The sequence below is a fragment of the Haemophilus influenzae genome (genome assembly GCF_003494325.1).
Taxonomy (GTDB): domain Bacteria; phylum Pseudomonadota; class Gammaproteobacteria; order Enterobacterales; family Pasteurellaceae; genus Haemophilus; species Haemophilus influenzae_I.
Genome location: NZ_QQIK01000001.1, coordinates 592,374 through 616,255, shown reverse-complemented (window position 1 = coordinate 616,255; position 23,882 = coordinate 592,374). Strand labels below are relative to the sequence as shown.

Genomic DNA, 23,882 nt, shown 5'->3' with positions numbered 1-23,882 from the left:
TATGATCGAAAAAAAAATATTACTCACTGATTGCCCTGATGATAAAGGCTTAATCGCAAAAATAACTAATATTTGTTACAAACATCAACTAAATATTCTTCATAATAATGAATTTGTAGATTTTGAAACCAAACATTTCTTTATGCGCACAGAATTGGAAGGTATTTTTAACGAAGCTACTTTATTAGAAGATCTAAAATATAGCTTACCCGAAGAAACGAATTGTCGATTAATTGGCACCCAACGTAAGCGAATTGTAATTTTAGTCACCAAAGAAGCTCACTGCCTCGGCGATATTTTAATGAAAAATTATTATGGTGCGCTTGATGTAGAAATTGCAGCCGTAATCGGCAATCACGATAATTTACGTGAACTTGTTGAACGTTTTAATATTCCATTTCATTTAGTTAGCCACGAAAACTTAACCCGTGTAGAACACGACAAATTACTGGCAGAAAAAATTGATGAATATACGCCAGATTATATTGTTCTCGCTAAATATATGCGTGTGCTAAACCCTGAATTTGTCGCACGTTATCCAAATCGAGTGATTAATATCCATCATTCATTCTTGCCTGCTTTTATTGGTGCCAAGCCTTATCACCAAGCCTATGAACGCGGTGTAAAAATTATTGGCGCAACGGCACATTTTATTAATAACGAATTAGATCAAGGCCCAATCATTATGCAAAATGTGATTAATGTGGATCATACTTATAATGCAGAAGCGATGATGCGTGCTGGCCGTGATGTGGAAAAAACCGTGTTAAGTCGCGCCCTTGATCTCGCTTTACACGATAGAATTTTTGTTTATAAAAATAAAACGGTGGTGTTGTAATGGAAAAAATTACTCTTGCACCAATAAGTGCGGTTGAAGGAACAATTAATTTACCAGGTTCTAAAAGTTTATCGAATCGCGCATTACTTTTAGCCGCCTTAGCTAAAGGCACGACAAAAGTAACCAATTTATTAGATAGCGATGATATTCGACATATGCTTAACGCACTGAAAGCATTAGGCGTACGCTATCAACTGTCTGATGATAAAACTATTTGTGAAGTAGAAGGATTAGGTGGAACATTCAATATACAGGACAATCTTTCACTCTTTCTTGGCAATGCTGGGACTGCAATGCGTCCATTAACCGCAGCACTTTGCTTAAAAGGAAAAACCGAAAGCGAAATCATCTTAACGGGTGAACCTCGTATGAAAGAACGACCGATTCTTCATTTAGTCGATGCTTTACGCCAAGCGGGTGCAGATATTCGCTACTTAGAGAATGAGGGTTATCCTCCGCTCGCAATTCGCAACAAAGGGATAAAAGGTGGAAAAGTCAAAATTGATGGTTCAATTTCATCTCAATTTTTGACCGCACTTTTAATGTCTGCACCACTTGCAGAAAATGACACAGAAATAGAAATTATCAGTGAACTAGTCTCTAAACCCTATATTGACATTACCCTTGCAATGATGCGAGATTTTGGTGTTAAGATTGAAAATCATCACTACCAAAAATTCTACATTAAAGGCAATCAATCCTATATTTCGCCTAATAAATACTTGGTAGAAGGCGATGCATCATCAGCCTCTTACTTTCTTGCAGCTGGCGCCATTAAAGGAAAAGTGAAAGTAACAGGCATTGGCAAAAATTCAATTCAAGGCGATCGTTTATTTGCTGATGTATTAGAAAAAATGGGGGCAAAAATCACTTGGGGAGAGGATTTTATCCAAGCCGAATACGCTGAATTAAATGGTATTGATATGGATATGAACCACATTCCAGATGCCGCAATGACGATTGCAACCACTGCTCTTTTTGCCAACGGCGAAACCGTCATTCGCAATATTTATAACTGGCGTGTGAAAGAAACAGATCGATTAACAGCAATGGCAACCGAACTACGTAAAATCGGTGCAGAAGTCGAAGAAGGTGAAGATTTTATTCGTATTCAACCGCTTCCACTCAATCAATTTAAACACGCCAATATTGAGACCTATAACGATCACCGTATAGCAATGTGTTTTTCTCTAATCGCACTATCAAACACACCTGTGACGATTTTAGATCCCAAATGTACTGCCAAAACCTTTCCTACATTCTTCAATGAATTTGAAAAAATTTGCTTAAAAAATTAAGTAAAAAAGTGCGGTCAATTTCAAAAAAGTTTTTAAAATTAACCGCACTTTCATTCCATTCTAAAAAAATCCTAAATAAAGATTATTTATACCGTTTTTTCACCGCACTTTTATCTTGCTCACGTAATCGTTCTAGTTTTTCCTTAATCTGAATTTCCATACCTCTATTTGTCGGAAAATAATATTGAGTATCTTTTAATTCAGGTGGGAAATAATTTTCGCCTGCCGCATAAGCGTTAGGTTCATCGTGAGCATAACGATATTCAGCACCATAGCCAAGCTCTTTCATTAAATTAGTCGGCGCATTGCGTAAATGTGGTGGAACATCGTAATCTGGCAAATCTTTCGCTTGCTGTTTCGCGGTGTTAAACGCCGTATAAACCGCATTACTTTTTGGCGCTACTGCGAGATATATAATGGCTTGAGCGATGGCTCGCTCTCCTTCATAAGCCCCCACTCGAGTAAAGCAATCCCAAGCAGCCAATGCAACTTGCATAGCACGAGGATCTGCATTTCCCACATCTTCTGAAGCAATGGCAAGTAATCGGCGCGCGACATATAAAGGATCGCCACCTGCCGTTAAAATTCTTGCATACCAATACAGTGCAGCGTCTGGAGCAGAACCTCGAACAGATTTATGTAGCGCAGAAATTAAATCATAGAAACGATCACCTTGTTTATCAAATCTCGCTTGACGTTCGCCTAAGACTTCTTTTAATAAAGTGCGGTCAATTTTCTTTCCATTTTCCATTTCATCTGCCATATCCACCATTAATTCGAGGCAATTCAAGGCTAATCGCGCATCCCCATTAACATATTCGGCAAGCACTTGCAGTAAATTCTCTTCTAAAATTAACCGCTCTTTACCCAATCCTCGTTCAGGATCTTCTACAGCTTGCTGCAAAACTTGTTCAATTTCAGCCGTTGTGAGTGATTTCAGCACATACACGCGGGCACGAGAAAGCAATGCATTATTTAGCTCAAAAGAGGGATTTTCTGTTGTCGCCCCAATAAAAATAACGGTTCCGTCTTCAATGTGCGGTAAAAATGCATCTTGCTGGCTTTTATTAAAACGATGGACTTCATCCACAAATAAGATAGTTTTACGATCCGCAAGACGATTTTGTTTTGCACGATCAATGGCTTCACGAATTTCTTTGATACCACTCGTCACCGCAGAAATTCGCTCTACTTCCGCATTAATACGTTGTGCTATGATTTCTGCAAGGGTTGTTTTCCCCGTACCTGGTGGGCCCCACAAAATCATTGAATGAATATGGCCAGCTTGGATAGCTTTTCGCAGTGGCTTGCCCTCGCCAATTAAATGGCTTTGCCCAAAATATTGTTCTAGACTCGTTGGACGCATCTTGGCCGCCAGTGGGCGAAAATCATTTTCGGCAAAATCAAAATTGAGGTTAGACATTTTTATTTCTCACAAAATTGAAGGGCGTATTTCTACGCCCTTATTTCAAATAATCATTCATTATTTTTTGCGTTGATCATCAACTTCAATGCCTTTTTCTGGCTTGAATTGGAACAAGCTATCAGACAAGGTTTGATTAGTAATATTACGTAAAACATAAAGATTGGTTTGACCATCTTTCTCTGTCGTACTGAAATTTCGTAATATTCCATTAACATCAACACGAATATCAAATTGCTTAATGTTGCTTGTGGATAAGGTTGGTTTTAACACAAAAGTATCCGCTTGTTGTGTCACCGTATATTGATGCCAATGGCTATTATCATTGCTGGTAAGCAAAACAAAAGGAGTATTATTTACCGCATCTTTTACCCATTGTGCGGTCACTTGTTGCACAAATGGATCGTAGAACCATAAGGTTTTACCATCAGAAATAATTTGGGTTTCTTGAGGGGTTTTAGTCTCCATACGGAATAAATTTGGGCGTTTAATTTGAAGTTTGCCACTTCCTTGTTGAACATTTTTTCCACTTCCAGAAGTCACTGTTTGCACAAATTCTGCACTTAATACATCGACTTTAGCTAAACGCATTTGTAATTCACTTGCCGCATCAGCCAATGCCAAATTACTCAAACCAAGTAAGGTAAGTGCGGCAAATTTTAAGGTTGTTTTTTTCATTTTACTTTCCTTTTAAATTAGTATTCTGGACGATGCGATAAAATTTCACGCTTACCATTTTGCATTGGGCTGACAATCCCTTGTTCTTCCATTTGATCCATAATACGCGCTGCTCGGTTAAAACCCACGCTGAATTTACGTTGAATAGAAGATACTGAAGTTGTACCAGTATTAATAACAAAGTCCATTACTTCATCAAAGAGTGGATCTAATTCTCCACCGCTTGATATCCCTTTTTCTGAACTTTCCTCATCGTCTGCACTTTCTAAAATTCCATCAATATAATCAGGTTTACCGCGTGCTCGCCAATCATCGGCAATATTGATGACTTCATCATCACTCATATAGGCTCCATGTACGCGGATTAAATCAGATGAACCTTGTCCAGAATAAAGCATATCTCCACGACCTAAAAGAGCCTCAGCGCCACCTTGATCAAGAATAGTACGTGAGTCAATTTTACTTGCCACCGTAAAGGCAATGCGACTTGGAATATTTGCTTTAATTAAACCAGTAATCACATCCACAGAGGGGCGTTGTGTGGCTAAAATTAAATGGATACCAATAGCTCGCGCTTTTTGTGCCAACCGTGCAATCAGTTCTTCGATTTGCTTACCGGCCACCATCATTAAATCAGCAAACTCATCGACAATAACCACAATATAACTCAATTTTTTCAACGCTGGTGGCATTGCATCCATCGTATCGCCAGGTCGCCAAATTGGATTTGGCACAGGCATTCCCATTGCTTCGTATTCATCAATTTTTTCATTAAAGCCTTCAATGTTTCGTACGCGTAAAGCTGAAAGCAACTGATAACGACGTTCCATTTCATCTACGCACCAACGCAACGCATTAGAGGCTTTTTTCATATCCGTTACAACTGGTGTCAGTAAATGCGGAATATCATTATAAACAGAAAGTTCGACGACTTTAGGATCAATCATAATAAATTTCACATCTTCTGGTTGAACACGATAAAGTAAACTTAGAATCATCGTATTCACACCAACAGACTTACCTGATCCCGTAGAACCTGCTACCAATAAATGTGGCATTTTCGCTAAATCAACAATGACTGGTTTACCACTAATATCTTTACCTAAAGCAATAGGTAAAGTTGCCTTGCTATCACGGAATTCATTGCTATCTAACACATCACGTAATGGCACCATTTGACGATGAAGATTTGGGGTTTCAATACCAATATAAGGTTTACCTGGAATAACCTCTGCCACACGAATAGAACGAAACATCAATGCTCTTGCTAAATCGGTATCGATGCTCGTGACTTTTGACGCTTTCACCCCAGGTTGTAATTCTAATTCATAACGCGTAACAACAGGGCCAACAAGCACATCTTTTACGCTGGCTTTTACATTAAAATTGCGTAATTGTTGTTCAATACGCTGTGAGATTTCCATTATTTCATCTGGTGTAATGCGTTGTTCATTTGGCGGATATTTTAAAAGCAAATCCAAACTAGGTAATGGTGTACTCGGTTTTTCACGTTTTGTTGTTTGCTGTTGAAATGCAGGATGAATCAAGCTACCGCTATAACCTTTATAATTAGGCTCTTGATTTTTGTCTAATTGAACGGCTTCCATATCATCCTGTAAGGATACGTTAAATTTCACTCCATCTTTTTCTAAATCTACCTTTTCATCAACTTGAGTAGCAAAATGATTATCTACCATTTCAGTATTCAAAGATTCATGACTGGGTCTTAATAAAACTGTTGGCATTTCATCTTTTGTTAGCAAAGAAACTTGAGTAAAATCATCCGCACTTTGATTAATTGCTAAATCTTCTTGAACAACTGTTTTTACAGGCTTATTCCAAACTGCGACAAAATCATTTTTGCTTACCCTTTGTTCATCTGAATCACTCGATAAATTCACACTAGGCAAGCTTTCAGAATCAAACCCAAAAGAAAATTGCGGTTTTTCATTCTCTTCGTTCGCGAGTTCATATTCTGATTTTATAGAAACCTCTGGATTTAAACCATGAATATTAATTAAATGCGAAGGTTGCTCAACTGAGCTTTCTTCTGCCTCTAAAGATGATTTTTGAGTTTCAATCTCACTATTTTGTTCTACATTGAGATGATTTTGATCTAGATTTTCTGTTTCTGAACGATCTGATTTTACAATCACAATTTGCTCTAATTCTTCCGTTGATTTTTCTTGCTCAGCATTTTCTGATTGCTCATTTTTCATTGTTAGCCAATGATAAAATGCAACAATTAATCGAATTAATGATGCGCCAGAACAAAAAATAAAACCAATTAAAGCAAGCACAAAACCAATTAAAATTGAACCAAATTTACCTAATACGGGATAAAACCAATTTACAACAAGCGATCCGCCCAATACGCCGCCACTCAAATAAAAAGTATTACTTGATAAAAGCAACATACTCACTACACAAAGCCCAATAATCAGCATGGTAAAGCCAAAACTACGTAAAATAATTCGAGTACAGGAAAGCTGTTTAACTGCTTTTGTTTTCAATAAATAAATAGGTACGAGAAAAGCGGTGAAAGGAATAATATGGGCAACATAACCTAAAAAAACAAAAAAAAGATCGATTATCCACGCCCCAAATGAACCGACTTTATTAATTGTGTTTCCATACGCACTGGCCGTTGCCCAAGAATTATCAAGGGGCGTATAACTTGACCAAGCAACAATCAAATAAAGTCCAAAAAGTGCGGTTAATCCCAGCAAAAATTCCGCTAAATACTGTCTTGGCGTAAATCGTTCTGTAATTTGTTTAATCATATTATTTCAATACAAGGAAATTGGTTTGTTTTACTTCTTCCATCACAACATAAGTGCGCGTGTCATTTACACCTGGTAAACGTAACAATGTCGTGCCTAGCAATTTTCGGTATTCCGCCATATCTGCCACACGAGTTTTTAATAAATAATCAAAATCGCCCGATACCAAATGGCATTCTTGAATTTCTTCCAACGCTTGAATCGCTGCATTAAATTCTTCAAACACATCAGGCTTACCCCGTACTAATGTAATTTCAACAATCACTAACAATGGCGCATCCAATAATTCTGGATTTAACAGTGCGCGATACCCCATAATCACACCTTGTTTTTCCAAACGTTTAACTCGTTCTAAACAAGGTGTTGGCGAAAGCCCCACTTTTTTCGACAAATCGATATTGGAAATCTTACCGTTGCGTTGTAATTCATTCAGAATTTTTATATCTATCGCATCCAATGCTTTATTTCGTTTTTTTTCCATTTTCTTTATTTCTTTGCACATAAAAAGGAACAACTATTCTACAGAATTTTCCTTTCATTTTCAGTAGGCAATGACTTTTTTATAAATTATCTAACACAGCGAGCGCATCCGTGAGTTTTTTCACAGTAAAGACCTGCATATTTTCGACCGCACTTTTCGGCTTGTTACCAAAAGGAACAATAGCACGTTTAAAACCGTGTTTTGCAGCCTCGCTAATACGTTCCTGTCCACTTGGCACAGGACGAATTTCTCCCGCTAATCCAACTTCGCCAAAAATCACTAAATCTTGCGGCAAAGGGCGATTACGGAAACTTGAAATTAACGCAAGCAACAAAGCTAAATCTGCACTGGTTTCACTGACTTTTACACCACCAACCACATTTACAAAAACATCTTGATCCGCCATTTGTAAGCCACCATGTCGATGTAACACCGCCAATAATAGTGCTAAGCGATTTTGCTCTAATCCCACCGCAACACGGCGAGGATTTGCCAGCATTGAATGATCCACCAAGGCTTGAATTTCAACTAAAAGAGGACGAGTACCCTCCCAAAGTACCATAACAGAACTGCCTGACGTAATTTCATCACCACGACTTAAAAAGATCGCCGATGGATTTTTCACTTCGCGCAAACCCTGCTCTGTCATTCCAAATACACCTAATTCATTGACTGCACCAAAACGGTTTTTATGGCTACGCAAAGTACGATAACGAGAATCGGCTTCGCCTTCTAATAACAATGAACAGTCAATGGCATGCTCTAACACTTTAGGCCCTGCAAGGGTTCCGTCTTTCGTAACGTGTCCAACCATAATAATCGCCACTTGGCGAGTTTTTGCATAACGAGTGAGAAAAGAAGCGCATTCACGCACTTGAGCTACACTGCCTGGCGATGATTGAATATCTGCCAAATGCATTACTTGGATAGAATCCACCACGATAATTTGCGGTTTTAATTGATCCGCTAAATTACAAATCTGTTCCACAGAGGTTTCTGACAACATTTTTAATTGATCATTTGGCAATCCCAATCGGCTTGCGCGCATAGCAACCTGTTGTAATGATTCCTCTCCCGTTACATAAAGTGCGGTCATATTTTTTGCCAAACCACACATAACCTGTAGTAACAATGTACTTTTCCCTGCTCCAGGATGCCCACCAATTAAAATCGCACTACCCGGTACGATCCCGCCGCCCAGTACCCTATCTAATTCACTAAAACCACTGGAAAAACGTGGTGTTTCTTGCAAACTAATTTCAGAGAGCGTTTGAATTTTTGCCTGAGTTTCACCCGCATAGCCACTAAAACGATCATTTTTTGATTTTGCCGTGGAAATTAACCGCACTTCCGTAATTGTATTCCACGCTTTACAAGCGGAACATTGCCCTTGCCAACGAGAAAACTCCGCACCACAATCGTTACATACATAAGCTGTTTTCGGGGCTTTAGCCATTTTATTCTCCGTATTTGCCGTGGGTAAGTGTACCCACGGTTAATTATAGCTCTAGTGATTCCCCCTTTGGGGAATATCAAGCCGCCTCAACGGGGTAACACTGAGATTAGCCTAGGGTATACCTACCCTAGGTCATAAGATAATTCCATTAATTTGATCATTCGCTCAAAATAAACTCGACTTTTCAAAAGTGCGGTCAATTTTTCAATAGTTTTTTCATTGTCTTTCGTTTCACTATGAAAACGAATTAAATCACGGATTTCAGCAAAAATTTTCTGATTGCTTTCTAACAAAGCTGGTAAGCGAGTTTTTTCTTGTTTCTCTGTTACCACCGCTTCTAAGATTTTCCCATTTTCATCATAATAATGATAAAGATTAAAAAATGCCCCAACTCGCTCCACTGTTTTCATAAAATCTTGGCTAAAAAGTGTGGGAGAAAATGATAAGGTTTCTTCCAAAAGTTTCTGTTCCATTTTCAACACGGAATTAAATTTTGCACAAAAATCTACCGCACTTTCTTCTCGTTCTTCTTCTAAGAAATCACGCCATTTATTGAGCCAATCCGTCAAAAATTGTTTTGAGCCCAGCAAATAACCACGCTTCGCTTTACTTGCACTACTAAAATAAATATCTCTTTCGAACGGCAAAGTTTCCACAAAATCAAAAAGATCCTGCACATTGCCAGATTTCAATTCAAACTCAATTTCACTGATAGGTTGCTCATATTCGCCTGCAATAATTTTGCCTTGATCGAATGCCACTTCAATTTTAGATTGTTGAAATTCAACTAACCAAAAAGTGCGGTTAAAATCTGTGGAGAAAATAGGTTGTAGTGTAGAGCTAGGTAATTGTTCAAAAGGATAAAGTACTCTTAATTGGGCATTGGTTGGCGTTTCTTTTTCGGTTAATGGTAAATTATATTCTGGGCGACTATGCAATCCACCAACAACTTCGCCGTTAGTTTTAAGCGTTAATGTAAGTTCTTGATCTTCTTGACGAATACGCAACCCCATTTTTTGTTTAGCAAGAAAATGATCGGGATAATCATAATAGGTGTTACCCAAAAATAAATTTTGATGTTCTAAAATCGTAAATTTTGCAAGATATTGTGGCAATTCAATACCTATTTGTGGCGAAATCGCCAATTTTAATTCAATTTCTTGTAACATAATATTCTCCATTTAAATTAACTGGTTAAATATACAATACAATAGAAATAAATCAAGATTTTTGTGGTGTTTTACTTTACATATTAAATAGCTATAAATGAATTTTTATTTATTGTGATTAAAATATTGCGACTTTTAAATAAAAAAATAATCCGAAAAACATAAACAGATTTCATCGGATAATATTGATAATTTTAAATAACAAAGCCAGATTAAAATGTGAATATTTACTAATCTAAATTAGCAATAATTGTGAAATGTCAATTAAAATAAGTAAGATGAAAATATGAATATTTTCATCTTACTCAGCATTTTCAAAAATTTTATCTTTGTTCGGGGTAAATTACTTCAGATGTAACCCATTTCATCCATACTTGCTCTAATAATGGGATTATTGAGGTACTGTCTTCAACCATTGTATTAAGAGCAGACAAAACATTTTCTAATGAATTTGGTTGTTCTTGTAGATAACTTAACAACCAGTAATCTAACTCTGAAAGGATTTGTTGCTGAATCCTAAAATCACTATCACGCCATATAATAGCTTGAATTGGCGTGTCATCAAATTGTTTAAAGTCACTTGATAAAAAATCAACGTCATAACTTTTTAAATAAGCTGCGCCAGATAATTGCATTACGCTATGTCTATTCCACTCAAATTTTTCAGGCACTTTGGCTAAAGAAACTTCTGCGAGTAATTGTGTATTTTCAAAATCCATCAATGCCAATATATTTGTATCAAATATCTCTTTTTCTTGACAAAACAAGAGAAATTCTCCTGCAATATCTTGGAAATAAGGAGAATGGGCATTACCATTTTGCACAAAATTTTCTTTAGCATTTTTCCAATACTCTGGCTCAATATGCAATGGTGCTTCAACAAAACAACGATCAATAAAACCAAAAGCATTATTACGAACTAAACGTGTATATACCGCTAAACGGCTTTCAGCATAACCATTTAAAGGATCTGCATTACCTAACCGAATAGCATTTGCCAATGCTTGCTGAGTTTCTTTCAATGATGACTTAGGCTGCATAAGACATTACCTCTGTGTGAGCGTATTTTTGCTGTAATTGTGCAATATGCTCAACTTCGGCGTAAAGTTCTGCAAATGGTGGGAAGTTGAAATCACGCTCCAATAAGGTTGGGGGAATCGTAGGTAGTCGTTGATAGGCATATTCGAGTAAATCCCATACAGTGCCTTTTACAGCTTCTCCGTGTGTATCAATTAATAATTCAGGTAAATGGCGATATGCTCCTTTTACTTTATTAAATGATTCATTTGCTGAATTCTCTACAACTTGTGCAGCAGAATGTTCTTCATCGTGCCCTGCAATATGAATGTAATTAACACGTTTAACATCAACTTGATCTAAAAAGATATAAGGATCAAGCAATCCGTGATTAACACCATTAACATAAATATTATTCACATCTAAATGAATGCCACAATCAGACTCTTGTGCGATAGCATTTAAAAATTCCACTTCATTCATTGTGCTAGTAGGAGAATGCAAATAATAAGAAGTATTTTCTAATGAAATTTGTAATCCTAAGAAATCTTGCACATCACGTATTCGTTGTGCAACGTGTTTTACTGCTTCTTCTGTAAATGGCATAGGTAATAAATCATATAAATGCCCTTCACATTCACAATAACTTAAATGTTCAGAAAAGAAAGACGAATTATATTGATTAATTAATGCTTTCGTATTACGGAGTAATTCGCGATCAAGTGGTGCTTGCCCACCTAAAGAAAGTGAAAGACCGTGTACTGCTAACGGAAATCTTTCTGCTGCTTGATCAAATTGATAACGTGCCATTCCCCCCATTTTACTCCAATTTTCTGGTGCGACTTCAATAAATTGAATAGCGTTATTTGAGGGAAGTTGTAAAAAATCCTCAGCTAAATTCCGACGATAACCTAGTCCAGCGCCTTGTAATTTCATAATTAACTCCTTTTTAATAAAAGCTGGCATAAATTGTTACGCCAGCATAATTATTATTCTTATTTAGAACCGCATTTACCTTCGCCACATTTGCCTTCAGCAGCTTTCGGTTTGCTCGCACCACATTTACCCTCGCCACATTTACCTTCAGCAGATTTAGCTTTGTCTGCACCGCATTTGCCTTCACCACATTTACCTTCTGCAGCTTTTGTTTTGACACATTTATCGCCCACACAAGGTGTTGCTGTATTATCAGTACTGCTTGACTTTGATTCAGCCTGTGCTGCTGTCGCTACTGCCATCGTTAATGCACCTGCTAATGCTGTTAATGTTGCTAATTTTTTCATTTGAATAATCTCCTAGAGTTTGAATTTTAAATAAATAATTAGAGAAATTTCAACCAGCTTTTAGTTGGATAAACCTTCTTAATAAGCGTGTCTAAAGAGAGTTTCCCTGCTCCCTGCGTAATTAAGATTAATAAAGTCACCACATAAATTAATGGTAATTTATAACCATTATCACATACGTTATAACCTGAATCGGCGTGAATGCTATACCACGCGACAGAGATTAAAATCGTTAAACTTAATGCACTAAAACGTGTTAGCACCCCAAATATCAGCAAGAATGGGAAAATTAATTCTGATCCCATTGCAACGTGCCAATTAATATCGGCAGGAATAAGATTAAATGGAAAAGGAAAACGATCTTGTATTTCAGCGAACCAATTTTGTCCATTCCATTTTTCTAATCCTGATTCAAAAAACTCCCATGCGAGAAAAAAGCGTAAAATCAATAAACTTACGCCACTGCCGATACCTTGCATCTTACAATCCTTCATTTTTTTACCTTTCAAATTTTCTCGCTTTTAAAGCGAAAAGTGTATTGAGTTACTTATCTTACCACACTAGGAAATATTACCCAGTTGCTTAGTTAGTCGAAGATAAACCTTTTTTCTTACAAATTTTTTTGAAAAATTTTAACTATCAACAAAAATCGGGTAATATGCGCACGAATTTTTAACCCCTTAATTTGGAGTAAATCACCTATGGCAATGAATAATATTCTCGGATTATTTGCCCATTCGCCTCTCAAACCGTTACAAAAACACTCTGAAAAAGTGACCGAATGTAGCGATCTTTTGATTCCTTTTTTTCAAACGACTTTCTCAAAGAATTGGGAACAAGCGGAAGAAAAACGCTTAGAAATTTCTCAATGTGAACGCGAGGCAGATAGTTTAAAACGTGAAATTCGATTGAAATTGCCACGTGGTTTATTCTTACCTATCGATCGTACTGATCTTTTAGAATTAGTCACGCAACAAGATAAACTTGCCAATTATGCCAAAGATATTGCAGGCCGTATGATTGGTCGTCAATTTGGTATTCCTGAAGAAATGCAAGAAGAATTCTTACATTACGTAAAACGAAGTTTAGATGCTATTCATCAAGCTCACCGAGTAATAGAAGAAATGGATAAGCTATTAGAAACGGGTTTTAAAGGTCGTGAACTCAAATTAGTCAATGATATGATTCAAGAACTTGATTCAATTGAAGATGATACAGACCAAATGCAAATCAAATTGCGTAAAATGCTTTACACCATCGAAAGCCGTTATAATCCAATTGATGTAATGTTCTTATATAAAATTATTGAATGGGTTGGCGTTTTGGCTGACCAAGCACAACGTGTCGGTTCGCGCATTGAATTAATGCTCGCGCGTTCATAATCAACAAAACATAGGAAATAAACTATGGAAATTATTAGTCAATATGGTTCTTGGTTGGTGTGGATCACAGCAGTCTTTGGCTTTTTTATGGCGTTCGGAATTGGAGCGAATGATGTCTCAAACTCAATGGGAACATCAGTAGGATCTGGTACCATAACCGCCAAACAAGCAATTATTATCGCATTAATTTTTGAATCTGCTGGTGCCTATCTAGCAGGTGGTGAAGTAACACAAACCATTAAAAGTGGTGTAATCGATCCAATACAATTTGTCGATACGCCAGATATTTTAGCTCTAGGTATGCTTTCAACCTTATTTGCATCGGGTGCTTGGTTATTTATTGCAACCAAAATGGGTTGGCCAGTTTCTGGTACACACACTATTATTGGTGCAATTATTGGATTTGCCTGTATTACGATTGGCCCTAGTTCTGTAGATTGGTCAAAGATTGGCAGCATCGTTGGTAGCTGGTTTGTCACGCCTGTCATTGCGGGTATTTTGGCTTATGCGATCTTTGCAAGTACGCAAAAACTTATTTTTGATACCGAACAACCACTAAAAAATGCACAAAAATATGGCCCTTATTATATGGGGATAACCGTGTTTGTACTTTGTATCGTGACGATGAAAAAAGGCTTAAAACACGTAGGCTTAAATCTTTCAAACAGTGAAACTTTAATCATTTCACTTGCCATCAGTCTTATCGGAATGTTTTTCTTCCATTTCTATTTTAAAAGCAAAATCTTCACTCAATCAGCAAACAAAGGCACTTTTGGTGCAGTAGAAAAAGTCTTCAGTATTTTAATGTTATTAACCGCTTGTGCGATGGCATTTGCGCACGGTTCTAATGACGTAGCCAATGCAATTGGCCCTCTTTCTGCAGTGGTCTCTATTGTAAATGAAGGCGGTAAAATTGTTTCAGGTGGAGCCTTAACTTGGTGGATTTTACCCTTAGGTGCATTAGGTATTGCTGTGGGCTTAATTACTATGGGACAAAAAGTGATGGCGACTGTTGGATCTGGGATCACCGATTTAACGCCAAGCCGTGGTTTTGCCGCTCAATTTGCTACAGCGATGACCGTTGTCGTAGCATCAGGCACAGGCTTACCCATCTCAACAACACAAACACTTGTTGGAGCTATTTTAGGTATCGGCTTTGCACGTGGTATCGCAGCGCTGAATTTAACGGTTATTCGAAATATCATTAGTTCTTGGATCGTCACATTACCAGCAGGCGCATTTTTCGCCATCATTATTTTCTATGTGCTAAGAACTATCTTTAATTAATTGATCTCAATAAAAAGTGCGGTTAATTTTAACCGCACTTTTGTTGTGATGTTTAAGGGGAAAAAATGAAAAAGATCTATAAAGCCTTAATCTCATCTTTACTTTTAAGCACATCAATAAATGTTGCTTATGCGGAAACCCAATATGTTACTGAAAATTTAAGTACATTCTTACGTCGTGGTGCTGGTGAACAATTTAAAATTGCAGGTTCAATTCAAGCGGGCGAAACGGTAAATGTATTAGATCGCCAAGGCAAATACACACTCATTCGCGACAATAAAAATCGTGAAGCTTGGATTTTAAATTCAGACTTAAGCAGTACGCCAAGTAGTAAAGAAGAAAATCCAAAATTAAAAGCGCAAGTCCAAGAATTAACCTTAAAACTTAGTCGTTTAGATGGCGATTGGCAGCAACGTACCGTCGAAATGCAACGTCGAACCAAACAAGCTGAGCAACAAAGTGCGGATCTTTTAGAACAAAATTCACAATTGAAACGTGAACTTGAAATGACCAAAAATAAAAATCGTGATTTAGAAGCGATACTTGATGCAGGTAAACGAGAAATTGCGATCCAATGGTTTATTTATGGCGGTTCAGTATTAGGCGTAGGCTTACTCTTCGGCTTGCTCATTCCTTATGTGTTACCAAAACGTCGCCGTCGTGATGGTTGGGCATAATCACGAATGAAAGTTTATTTGGTTGGAGGGGCTGTTCGTGATCAATTATTGGGGTTACCAGTAAAAGATCGTGATTGGATTGTGGTAGGCACAGACCCCGCTACGCTACTCTCTCTCGGTTATCAGCAAGTAGGCAAAGATTTTCCAGTTTTTCTCAATCCTAAAACAAAAGAAGAATATGCGCTTGCCCGAACAGAACGTAAATCTAGCGCAGGTTACACGGGCTTTATTTGTGATTTCTCCCCAACAATCACATTAGAACAAGATTTAATTCGACGAGATCTCACTATTAACGCGATGGCTCAAAGCGAAGACGGTGAAATTATCGATCCTTATGGTGGAAAACAAGATTTAGAAAATCGAATTTTGCGCCATATTTCTCCCGCTTTTTCAGAAGATCCTTTACGAGTATTGCGCGTGGCACGCTTTGCAGCCCGTTATCATTCTCTCGGTTTTAAAATCGCATCAGAAACACTATCCCTAATGGCAGAACTTGCCCTATCGGGAGAATTACAACATCTCACGGCGGAACGCGTTTGGCTAGAAACAGAAAAAGCCTTAAACGAAAAAAATCCTGAAATTTATTTTGAAACCTTACATAAAACAGGCGCATTAAGCGTTTTATTTTCTGAAATCGATGCCCTTCATGGGGTGCCAAATCCAGTAAAACATCATCCCGAAGTGGATAGTTTTATTCATACCATGTTGGTATTAAAACAAGCGGTTAATTTGACTGAAAATAACCCTATCCTAAATAAAAGTGCGGTTCGTTTTGCCGCAATTTGTCACGATCTTGGCAAGGCTCTTACACCTCAAAATATTCTTCCTCATCATTATGGGCATGAACAAGCTGGCATAAAACCGACTAGATCATTGTGCAAACGCTTGAAGGTTCCAAGTTATTTTCAAGAACTTGCAGAACTGACTTGTGAATTTCACACGCATATTCACAAAGCCTTTGAGCTTCGAGCTGAAACCGTCATAACGCTGTTTAATCGTTTTGATGTGTGGAGAAAACCACAACGCTTTCAAGAATTTCTACAAGTATGTCTAGCTGATACTCGAGGTAGAACTGGTTTTGAAACTAAAGACTATCCACAAATAGATTACATCAATCAGTTATTACATACGGCAAATGAAGTAGATGTACAGCAAGTTATTGCCGATGGATTTGAGAAACAAGCAATCAAAAATGAATTAACGAAACGAAGAATCTTAGCGGTTAAACAAACAAAAACGAATTACCCAACAAATTAACAAATAAAAGTAACTTTACTCAATTAAACTAAATCCTTAAAATATGCGAGCTTATTAACTTGATGAATAATATGAAAACGTTTAAATTTCTCACCGCACTTTTTGTCACTGCGATTCTAACCGCTTGCACATTAGATATGGAACGTCCTACTAATGTACAATACATTGATAAAACGGATGCGATATGGCAACAACATTTACAAAAGATTCAAAAAATTCAATCCTATCAAGCCAAAGGACAAATTGGTTATATCAGTCCTACAGAACGTTTTTCTAGCCGCTTTGAATGGCAATACCAAAATCCAAAATCTTATACGCTTAAACTCTATTCTTTAATCAGTAAATCTACCCTGTTGATTCAAATGCATCAAAGCGGGATGACAATTTCCGATAACAACGGTAATCAACAATCTGCAGCCAATGCGAAACAATTATTACAAGAGATCATTGGAATGGACATTCCTTTAGAACATTTAGTTTATTGGTTGAAAGGCCAACCAGCAATGAATGCAGATTATCAAGTTGGCACCAACCATTTACTTGGTGCATTTACTTATCATGTGGATGGTTCTCAATGGACGGCAGATTATCTAACCTATCACTCAAATAATTCGATGCCTGAAAATATTTTGCTGAAAAATGACAGCACGAAACAAACCTTAAAAATTCGCGTAGACGAGTGGATTTACTAATGAATACATTAATGAAATCACATCAATTTTCTACCGCACTTTGCCAAAATACAACAGAATCAAATGGGCAGCCATTACGCTTCCCTAGCCCAGCCAAACTGAATTTATTTCTTTATATCAATGGAAAATTGCCGAACGGCTATCATGAATTACAAACGCTTTTCCAATTTTTAGATTTTGGCGATTGGTTAGACATTAGTATTCGGGAACAAGATAATCAAATTGTTTTAACGCCAGAAATTCCAAATCTAAAAACGGAAAATAATCTAATTTATCGAGCCGCAAAACTTTTACAAGAAAAAGCCAATATTCAATTGGGTGCGAATATTCATTTAGATAAAATTCTTCCAATGGGAGGCGGTGTTGGTGGTGGTTCATCCAATGCAGCAACCGCATTAGTCGCTTTAAATTATTTATGGCAAGCCAATTTATCCATTGATGAACTAGCAAAATTGGGATTAACATTAGGCGCGGATGTGCCAATATTTGTACATGGACACGCAGCTTTTGCTGAAGGCGTTGGGGAAAAAATCACTTATTGTGAACCTGCCGAAAAATGGTTTGTTATATTAAAACCCGATGATTCAATATCGACGGCTGTCATCTTTCAAGATCCAAATTTACCACGTAATACACCGAAAAAATCCCTCGAACAACTTTTGAGTGAACCTTATAAAAACGATTGCGAAAAAGTTGTGATAAATCATTATTCAAACGTTGAAAAAGCGTTAAACTGGTTGCTACAATATGCGCCGGCAAGATTAACAGGAACGGGAGCCTGTGTTTTTGCTGAATTTGATCATGAAGCAGAAGCGCAAGCGGTATTTAGAAAAAAACCAGAAGCATTTTTTGGTTTCGTCGCTAAAGGACTCAATGTGTCTCCCTTGCACGCAATGTTGAAGCAGCTATCATCAACTCATACTCATCGACAATCTAAACCTGAGGTTTTATAAAATGCCTGACATTAAACTCTTCGCGGGTAATGCTACACCTGAACTTGCAAAACGTATTTCTGAACGTTTATATATTTCACTAGGCGATGCAACAGTCGCTCGTTTCAGCGATGGAGAAATTCAAGTTCAAATTAATGAAAATGTGCGTGGTGCGGATGTATTTATCATCCAATCAACTTGTGCGCCAACCAATGATAACTTGATGGAATTGGTTGTGATGGTAGATGCGTTACGTCGCGCATCTGCTGGTCGTATTACTGCCGTAATTCCTTATTTCGGCTATGCTCGCCAAGATCGTCGTGTTCGTTCTGCTCGTGTGCCTATTACCGCTAAAGTTGTGGCAGATTTACTTTCAATTGTTGGTATTGACCGTGTCTTAACCTGTGACCTACACGCAGAACAAATCCAAGGTTTCTTTGATGTTCCCGTAGACAACGTATTTGGTTCGCCAGTTTTAATTCACGATATTTTGAAAAAATCTGATCTTAAAAATCCAATTGTTGTTTCCCCAGATATTGGCGGCGTTGTACGTGCTCGCGCTGTCGCTAAATTATTAAATGATACGGATATGGCTATTATTGACAAACGTCGCCCTCGTGCAAACGTAGCACAAGTGATGCATATTATCGGTGATGTTGCAGATCGTGATTGTATTTTGGTTGATGATATGATTGATACTGGCGGTACGCTTTGTAAAGCGGCAGAAGCATTAAAAGAACGTGGTGCAAAACGTGTTTTTGCTTATGCAACTCACGCCGTTTTCTCTGGTGCAGCAGCCAAAAATTTAGCCAGCGATGCCATTGATGAAGTTGTAGTTACTGACACGATTCCTCTATCAGAAGAAATAAAAGCGATCGGTAAAGTTCGCGTGCTTACGCTTTCTTCCATGCTGGCAGAAGCCATTCGCCGCATTAGCAACGAAGAATCTATTTCTGCGATGTTTAACTAAATTAAAATTTCAATAAAAAATACCGCACTTTTATTGCCAAAGTGCGGTATTTTTTTTATCTATTTTATTCCACAGTCACACGCGCAAATTTTCGTTTACCCACTTGGTAAACATTTGTGCCTTTCGGTGCATTATCTTTTACGTTATCGACTTTTTCACCATTGATTTTTACACCGCCTTGTTGAGCAGAGCGAATCGCTTCAGAAGTGGAAGGAACAAGACCAGCTTCTTTTAATAAGGTGGCTAAACCAATTTCGCCAGAAAACGTAAATTCAGGCATTTCATCAGGCATTGCGCCTTTTTGGAAACGGTTAATAAATTCTTGTTCTGCAGCGTTTGCTGCCTCTTCATTGTGGAAACGTGCAATTAATTCTTTTGCTAATAAGATTTTTACATCACGTGGATTTTTGCCGTTTTCTACTTCCGATTTTAATTGTGCAATTTCACTTAATGGACGGAATGAAAGAAGGTTATACCAATCCCACATGAGTTCATCAGAAATTGACATCACTTTACCGAACATATCGCTTGGTGCTTCCGTTACGCCAATATAGTTACCAAGTGATTTAGACATTTTTTTCTCGCCGTCTAAGCCAACGAGTAATGGGAGTGTAATCGCAACCTGTGGTTTTTTGCCTGCTGATTTTTGTAATTCACGACCAACAAGTAAGTTGAATTTTTGGTCTGTACCGCCTAGTTCCACATCTGCATCTAATGCAACGGAATCGTAGCCTTGCAGTAATGGATAAATAAATTCATGGATGGCAATGGGTTGGTTGTTGCCAAAGCGTTTTTTGAAGTCGTCGCGTTCAAGCATACGTGCAACAGTGTAGTTGCTTGCAAGGCGAATCATACCTTCTGTACCAAGTTTGCTTAACCATTCAGAGTTGAAGACGATTTTGGTTTTTTGAGGATCGAGAATTTTATAAATTTGCTCTTTATAGGTTTCCGCATTGCGCAATACATCTTCACGGCTGAGCGGAGGACGAGTCGCATTTTTACCTGATGGATCGCCCACCATTCCAGTAAAATCGCCAATTAAGAAATAGACTTCATGACCGAGTTGTTGAAATTGACGTAATTTGTTTAATACAACAGTATGTCCTAAATGAATATCTGGTGCGGTTGGATCTGCGCCTAATTTTACTTTTAATGGGCGATTTTCTTTCAGTTTTTCGATTAAATCCGCTTCTGAAAGGATTTCATCAGTACCACGCTTTAGTTCCGCGAGAACGGTATTAATGTCAGTCATTATTACTTCCTAATTATGTTTTTTGAAAGGTTTTATTATAGGGATTCTTGGCGATTTGTGAATAAAAAAAACGCCTATTTGTGGGGAAATAGGCGGGAATGTTGGAGTGATTATCTAATATTGTTGTTGGAATGATTAGATGATAATTGTTATCAATAATGTTGTCAATAAATAAATGAAAATAATTCTCAAAAAAATATTATTTTATATAAGGCACCGATTCTATCAAAGAAAGTGCGGTAGGAATTTCATTAGAAATTTCAAATTGTCCCACATAAGCATAGGCTTCAACACCTTGTTCCATTGCTTCTTTTAATAAGCGATCATATTCAGGATCAATATATTCTGCGATTTTGAAACGATCAAACCCATTATGTAACCCAGCAAATAGCACCACTGCTCTATGACCTTGTTTTTTCATTGCGAGTAATTCACGAACGTGTTTTTGTCCACGCGTAGTAACCGCATCGGGGAACATACCTAAATTACCTTTTACAAGCGTGATTGATTTCACTTCTACATAACAATCAGGCAAACCCTCGCCTTTTAGTAAGAAATCAATTCGGCTATTTTCTTCGCCGTATTTCACTTCAGGATAAATTTCATCATACATTGCTAATTCTTTGATTTGTTTATTTTGCAATGCTTCAAAGACAAGCTGATTAGAACGATGCGTATTGATACAACAAAGTTGTCCATTTGCAAGTTGTGTGAGCTCCCAAGAATGGGGATATTTGCGGGTTTGGCTATCAGAATGTGAATACCAAATGGTATCGCCTTTTTCACCGCAGCCAGTCATCGCACCTGTATTGGCGCAATGAATTGTCATCACATCACCAGTTGGTAGTTCAATATCCGCAAGAAAGCGTTTGTAACGACGAATTAATTTTGCCGATTGTAAAGCTGGAAGTTGCATAAAGTTCCTTATTTGAGTTTTTCTAAACGTTGTAAAATGGCGTTATCGCTCATGGCTTGCATTTTTTTCATTCTCAAAGAAAGTAAGAACGCCGCAAAAGTGAGTGAGACCACAAAGGCAATCCAGAAACCTTTCGCATCAATATGTGGAATAAGCCAATCTGTACGACCGAGTGTGTAACCAAGTGGCACACCAATTACCCAATAAGAAAAAAGGGTAATGTATAAAATCATTTTGGTATCTTTATAGCCACGTAAAATGCCACCAACCACCATTTGAATGGTATCTGAAAATTGATAAAGTGCGGCAAATAATAATAAATTTGCCGCCATTGCGATCACAATTTCATCGGTTACGAAAATAGAGGCAATTTCATAACGGAAGAAAATCGTAATTAATGCAGTAATAATCGTCACCGTTAGCCCTAATAATAATGCGGCATAGCCAATTTTCTTCGCATTTTGTGGAGAACCTGTACCCAACGCTTGTCCAACTAGAATCGTCGCTGCCATACCAATCGACATAGGGAACATAAAAATAAAAGAACTGGTATTCAATGTGATTTGATGGCTTGCGACAATAGTTGCACCCAGCGGAGAAAGCATTAAAGACGTAAGTGCAAATAACGCCACTTCACAACAAATTGCAATGGCAATGGGTAATCCTAAACGCAGTAATTTTTTAAGTGTTTTCAGATTTGGCATTTCGATTAATTGGCTAAATACTTTTAGTGAACGTTCTTGAGCATTCGTATAGGAATAAAAAATCATCATTAAGCACATTGCCCAGTTCACAATAGCTGTTGCAATACCACAGCCCACCGCACCAAAAGCAGGTATGCCAAATTTTCCATAAATAAAAATGTAATTAAGTGGAATATTAATTAGCAAACCTAAAAAGGTAATGACCATCGCAGGCTTAGTTTTAGCAATACCATCATTTAAACAGCGAAAATTAATCAGCATCAAATAGGCTGGCAATCCCCACAACATCGCATGTAAATAATCCCGTGCTAAATCTGACATTTTGCTTTCCATTTGCATATATTGCAGCGGAATTTCACAGAAATAAATCAGCAAACCTAAAGGAATACTCACGCCTAACACAAGCCAAATGCCTTGGCGAACTTGATGGGCAATGCGATGGCGTTGGCCTGAACCGTTTAAATAAGAAATGGTAGGCGGCAATGCCAACAATAAACCTTGCCCAAAAAGCATCAATGGCATCCAAATTGAAGCACCAATAGAAATGGCTGCCATATCAGTGGAACTCACACGACCCGCCATAATGGTATCCGCTAATCCCATTGAGTTTTGTGCGATTTGTGCTAATAAAATAGGCAAGGAAATTTTAATCAACTTTTTAATATCAGCGTGGTATTGAGATAAAAGACGAAAATTCATAAATTTGATATACTGCTAAAAATTTTTAGAAAAGGAAAAAATTATGTTTACTGGAATTGTACAAGGCACCGCCCCCATCCACTCCATTAAAGAAAAGGCTAATTTTAGAACACAAGTGGTAAAATTACTACCTGAAATGCGTAAAGATCTGGAAATTGGCGCATCAATAGCAAATAACGGCGTATGCTTAACTGTAACTGAAATCAATGGCGATCTGGTTAGCTTTGATCTGATGCAAGAAACTTTAAAAATTACAAATCTCGGCACGGTAAAAGTGGGCGATTATGTGAATATCGAACGTGCTATGCAAATGGGAACGGAAATTGGCGGACATTTATTATCTGGTCATATTTATTGCACCGCAAAAATTTCAGATATTATCGCTAGTGAAAATAACCGACAAATTTGGTTCGAGCTACCAAACGCAGATGTAATGAAATACATTTTAACGAAAGGATTTGTTGCGGTAGATGGCATTAGCCTCACTATTGGCGAAGTAAAAGGCACACAATTCTGTGTGAATTTAATTCCTGAAACTTTGCAACGAACCCTAATGGGGCAGCGTAAAGTAGGCGATATTGTGAATATTGAAATCGATCCGCAAACACAAGCCATAGTAGATACGGTGGAAAATTATTTGCAGTCAAAAAATTTTTAGTTCATTTAAAAATATTAAGCCATTGAATAA

23 protein-coding genes are annotated in these 23,882 nt (G+C 37.5%); 10 read left to right on the top strand and 13 right to left on the bottom strand.

Going from position 1 to position 23,882, the window contains the following annotated elements; translation table 11 throughout:
• The first annotated feature begins 1 nt into the window (after position 1).
• Positions 2 to 838: a formyltetrahydrofolate deformylase gene (gene purU, locus DV356_RS03170; RefSeq protein ID WP_065245265.1), complete on the top strand. Its 837-nt coding sequence runs from the start codon at positions 2 to 4 to the stop codon at positions 836 to 838.
• Entirely contained in the window at positions 838 to 2,136 is a 1,299-nt protein-coding gene (gene aroA, locus DV356_RS03165; RefSeq protein ID WP_065245264.1) for a 3-phosphoshikimate 1-carboxyvinyltransferase, read from the top strand. Before purU ends, aroA begins: the two co-directional genes overlap by 1 nt.
• 82 nt (positions 2,137 to 2,218) lie before the next feature.
• Here the strand turns inward: aroA and DV356_RS03160 are convergent, their stop codons facing one another.
• From DV356_RS03160 to DV356_RS03115, 10 genes are all read right to left on the bottom strand, one after another.
• Positions 2,219 to 3,559, bottom strand: coding sequence for a replication-associated recombination protein A (locus DV356_RS03160; protein ID WP_065245263.1), 1,341 nt, complete (start codon positions 3,557 to 3,559; stop codon positions 2,219 to 2,221).
• A gap of 60 nt (positions 3,560 to 3,619) precedes the next feature.
• Positions 3,620 to 4,237 carry an outer membrane lipoprotein periplasmic chaperone LolA gene (gene lolA, locus DV356_RS03155; RefSeq protein ID WP_005664565.1) on the bottom strand — a complete coding sequence of 206 codons (618 nt, stop codon included), beginning with the start codon at positions 4,235 to 4,237 and terminating at the stop codon, positions 3,620 to 3,622.
• 17 nt (positions 4,238 to 4,254) lie between these two features.
• Complete coding sequence (locus DV356_RS03150) at positions 4,255 to 7,020, bottom strand: DNA translocase FtsK (RefSeq protein WP_112074788.1); 2,766 nt, start codon at positions 7,018 to 7,020, stop codon at positions 4,255 to 4,257.
• A 1-nt stretch (position 7,021) separates the two neighbouring features.
• The gene (gene lrp / locus DV356_RS03145; protein ID WP_005664572.1) at positions 7,022 to 7,501 is read right to left on the bottom strand and encodes a leucine-responsive transcriptional regulator Lrp; all 480 of its coding nucleotides are present in this window, start codon (positions 7,499 to 7,501) and stop codon (positions 7,022 to 7,024) included.
• Between the two features lie 79 nt (positions 7,502 to 7,580).
• Positions 7,581 to 8,957 carry a DNA repair protein RadA gene (gene radA, locus DV356_RS03140; RefSeq protein WP_005691269.1) on the bottom strand — a complete coding sequence of 459 codons (1,377 nt, stop codon included), beginning with the start codon at positions 8,955 to 8,957 and terminating at the stop codon, positions 7,581 to 7,583.
• Between the two features lie 122 nt (positions 8,958 to 9,079).
• Positions 9,080 to 10,126 (bottom strand): CYTH domain-containing protein, encoded by a 1,047-nt coding sequence (locus DV356_RS03135; RefSeq protein WP_162626501.1) that lies wholly within the window; start codon positions 10,124 to 10,126, stop codon positions 9,080 to 9,082.
• A gap of 323 nt (positions 10,127 to 10,449) precedes the next feature.
• Complete coding sequence (locus DV356_RS03130; RefSeq protein WP_005653246.1) at positions 10,450 to 11,166, bottom strand: HvfC family RiPP maturation protein; 717 nt, start codon at positions 11,164 to 11,166, stop codon at positions 10,450 to 10,452.
• Positions 11,156 to 12,079: an HvfB family MNIO-type RiPP peptide maturase gene (locus DV356_RS03125; protein ID WP_192882149.1), complete on the bottom strand. Its 924-nt coding sequence runs from the start codon at positions 12,077 to 12,079 to the stop codon at positions 11,156 to 11,158. Before DV356_RS03125 ends, DV356_RS03130 begins: the two co-directional genes overlap by 11 nt.
• Before the next feature lie 59 nt (positions 12,080 to 12,138).
• On the bottom strand, positions 12,139 to 12,426 hold the full coding sequence (gene hvfA, locus DV356_RS03120) for an oxazolone/thioamide-modified RiPP metallophore HvfA (protein ID WP_005647268.1): 288 nt from the start codon (positions 12,424 to 12,426) through the stop codon (positions 12,139 to 12,141).
• Positions 12,427 to 12,464: 38 nt separating this feature from the next.
• Complete coding sequence (locus tag DV356_RS03115) at positions 12,465 to 12,905, bottom strand: HvfX family Cu-binding RiPP maturation protein (protein ID WP_005653243.1); 441 nt, start codon at positions 12,903 to 12,905, stop codon at positions 12,465 to 12,467.
• Between the two features lie 222 nt (positions 12,906 to 13,127).
• Here DV356_RS03115 and DV356_RS03110 point away from each other — a divergent pair, with 222 nt between their 5' ends.
• The 7 genes from DV356_RS03110 (at position 13,128) to DV356_RS03080 (ending at position 19,623) form a co-directional block, all read left to right on the top strand.
• Positions 13,128 to 13,808, top strand: a complete 681-nt coding sequence (locus tag DV356_RS03110) for a TIGR00153 family protein (RefSeq protein ID WP_005647270.1) — start codon at positions 13,128 to 13,130, stop codon at positions 13,806 to 13,808.
• Between the two features lie 24 nt (positions 13,809 to 13,832).
• Positions 13,833 to 15,095 carry an inorganic phosphate transporter gene (locus DV356_RS03105; RefSeq protein ID WP_005693616.1) on the top strand — a complete coding sequence of 421 codons (1,263 nt, stop codon included), beginning with the start codon at positions 13,833 to 13,835 and terminating at the stop codon, positions 15,093 to 15,095.
• Between the two features lie 65 nt (positions 15,096 to 15,160).
• Positions 15,161 to 15,772 (top strand): TIGR04211 family SH3 domain-containing protein, encoded by a 612-nt coding sequence (locus DV356_RS03100; RefSeq protein WP_118806490.1) that lies wholly within the window; start codon positions 15,161 to 15,163, stop codon positions 15,770 to 15,772.
• Between the two features lie 6 nt (positions 15,773 to 15,778).
• Positions 15,779 to 17,029: a multifunctional CCA addition/repair protein gene (locus DV356_RS03095; protein ID WP_118806489.1), complete on the top strand. Its 1,251-nt coding sequence runs from the start codon at positions 15,779 to 15,781 to the stop codon at positions 17,027 to 17,029.
• A 71-nt stretch (positions 17,030 to 17,100) separates the two neighbouring features.
• Positions 17,101 to 17,721: a lipoprotein insertase outer membrane protein LolB gene (lolB, locus tag DV356_RS03090; protein WP_038439955.1), complete on the top strand. Its 621-nt coding sequence runs from the start codon at positions 17,101 to 17,103 to the stop codon at positions 17,719 to 17,721.
• An 11-nt stretch (positions 17,722 to 17,732) separates the two neighbouring features.
• A complete protein-coding gene (gene ispE / locus DV356_RS03085) occupies positions 17,733 to 18,674 on the top strand; it encodes a 4-(cytidine 5'-diphospho)-2-C-methyl-D-erythritol kinase (RefSeq protein ID WP_038440258.1) in 942 nt (313 codons plus the stop codon).
• A gap of 1 nt (position 18,675) precedes the next feature.
• Positions 18,676 to 19,623, top strand: a complete 948-nt coding sequence (locus DV356_RS03080) for a ribose-phosphate pyrophosphokinase (RefSeq protein WP_038439956.1) — start codon at positions 18,676 to 18,678, stop codon at positions 19,621 to 19,623.
• A gap of 64 nt (positions 19,624 to 19,687) precedes the next feature.
• Here DV356_RS03080 and tyrS read toward each other — a convergent pair whose 3' ends face one another.
• The 3 genes from tyrS to hmrM form a co-directional block, all read right to left on the bottom strand.
• Entirely contained in the window at positions 19,688 to 20,875 is a 1,188-nt protein-coding gene (gene tyrS, locus DV356_RS03075) for a tyrosine--tRNA ligase (protein WP_021035315.1), read from the bottom strand.
• 199 nt (positions 20,876 to 21,074) lie between these two features.
• A complete protein-coding gene (sfsA, locus tag DV356_RS03070) occupies positions 21,075 to 21,791 on the bottom strand; it encodes a DNA/RNA nuclease SfsA (protein WP_014550863.1) in 717 nt (238 codons plus the stop codon).
• Positions 21,792 to 21,799: 8 nt separating this feature from the next.
• Positions 21,800 to 23,194, bottom strand: a complete 1,395-nt coding sequence (hmrM, locus tag DV356_RS03065; RefSeq protein ID WP_005657016.1) for a sodium-coupled multidrug efflux MATE transporter HmrM — start codon at positions 23,192 to 23,194, stop codon at positions 21,800 to 21,802.
• 43 nt (positions 23,195 to 23,237) lie between these two features.
• Between hmrM and ribE the strand changes: the two genes are divergently transcribed.
• Entirely contained in the window at positions 23,238 to 23,852 is a 615-nt protein-coding gene (ribE, locus tag DV356_RS03060) for a riboflavin synthase (RefSeq protein WP_005668349.1), read from the top strand.
• Positions 23,853 to 23,882 lie beyond the last annotated feature (30 nt).

Bases quoted from the DNA above. Each gene is read 5' to 3' on its own strand.
- DV356_RS03130 (WP_005653246.1), bottom strand. From the start codon at position 11,166: ATGCAGCCTAAGTCATCATTGAAAGAAACTCAGCAAGCATTGGCAAAT.
- lolA (WP_005664565.1), bottom strand. From the start codon at position 4,237: ATGAAAAAAACAACCTTAAAATTTGCCGCACTTACCTTACTTGGTTTG.
- tyrS (WP_021035315.1), bottom strand. From the start codon at position 20,875: ATGACTGACATTAATACCGTTCTCGCGGAACTAAAGCGTGGTACTGAT.
- DV356_RS03125 (WP_192882149.1), bottom strand. From the start codon at position 12,079: ATGAAATTACAAGGCGCTGGACTAGGTTATCGTCGGAATTTAGCTGAG.
- DV356_RS03160 (WP_065245263.1), bottom strand. From the start codon at position 3,559: ATGTCTAACCTCAATTTTGATTTTGCCGAAAATGATTTTCGCCCACTG.
- hmrM (WP_005657016.1), bottom strand. From the start codon at position 23,194: ATGAATTTTCGTCTTTTATCTCAATACCACGCTGATATTAAAAAGTTG.
- DV356_RS03135 (WP_162626501.1), bottom strand. From the start codon at position 10,126: ATGTTACAAGAAATTGAATTAAAATTGGCGATTTCGCCACAAATAGGT.
- DV356_RS03100 (WP_118806490.1), top strand. From the start codon at position 15,161: ATGAAAAAGATCTATAAAGCCTTAATCTCATCTTTACTTTTAAGCACA.
- lolB (WP_038439955.1), top strand. From the start codon at position 17,101: ATGAAAACGTTTAAATTTCTCACCGCACTTTTTGTCACTGCGATTCTA.
- purU (WP_065245265.1), top strand. From the start codon at position 2: ATGATCGAAAAAAAAATATTACTCACTGATTGCCCTGATGATAAAGGC.
- radA (WP_005691269.1), bottom strand. From the start codon at position 8,957: ATGGCTAAAGCCCCGAAAACAGCTTATGTATGTAACGATTGTGGTGCG.
- DV356_RS03080 (WP_038439956.1), top strand. From the start codon at position 18,676: ATGCCTGACATTAAACTCTTCGCGGGTAATGCTACACCTGAACTTGCA.
- DV356_RS03115 (WP_005653243.1), bottom strand. From the start codon at position 12,905: ATGCAAGGTATCGGCAGTGGCGTAAGTTTATTGATTTTACGCTTTTTT.
- DV356_RS03150 (WP_112074788.1), bottom strand. From the start codon at position 7,020: ATGATTAAACAAATTACAGAACGATTTACGCCAAGACAGTATTTAGCG.
- sfsA (WP_014550863.1), bottom strand. From the start codon at position 21,791: ATGCAACTTCCAGCTTTACAATCGGCAAAATTAATTCGTCGTTACAAA.
- DV356_RS03105 (WP_005693616.1), top strand. From the start codon at position 13,833: ATGGAAATTATTAGTCAATATGGTTCTTGGTTGGTGTGGATCACAGCA.
- hvfA (WP_005647268.1), bottom strand. From the start codon at position 12,426: ATGAAAAAATTAGCAACATTAACAGCATTAGCAGGTGCATTAACGATG.
- DV356_RS03110 (WP_005647270.1), top strand. From the start codon at position 13,128: ATGGCAATGAATAATATTCTCGGATTATTTGCCCATTCGCCTCTCAAA.
- aroA (WP_065245264.1), top strand. From the start codon at position 838: ATGGAAAAAATTACTCTTGCACCAATAAGTGCGGTTGAAGGAACAATT.
- DV356_RS03095 (WP_118806489.1), top strand. From the start codon at position 15,779: ATGAAAGTTTATTTGGTTGGAGGGGCTGTTCGTGATCAATTATTGGGG.
- ispE (WP_038440258.1), top strand. From the start codon at position 17,733: ATGAAATCACATCAATTTTCTACCGCACTTTGCCAAAATACAACAGAA.
- ribE (WP_005668349.1), top strand. From the start codon at position 23,238: ATGTTTACTGGAATTGTACAAGGCACCGCCCCCATCCACTCCATTAAA.
- lrp (WP_005664572.1), bottom strand. From the start codon at position 7,501: ATGGAAAAAAAACGAAATAAAGCATTGGATGCGATAGATATAAAAATT.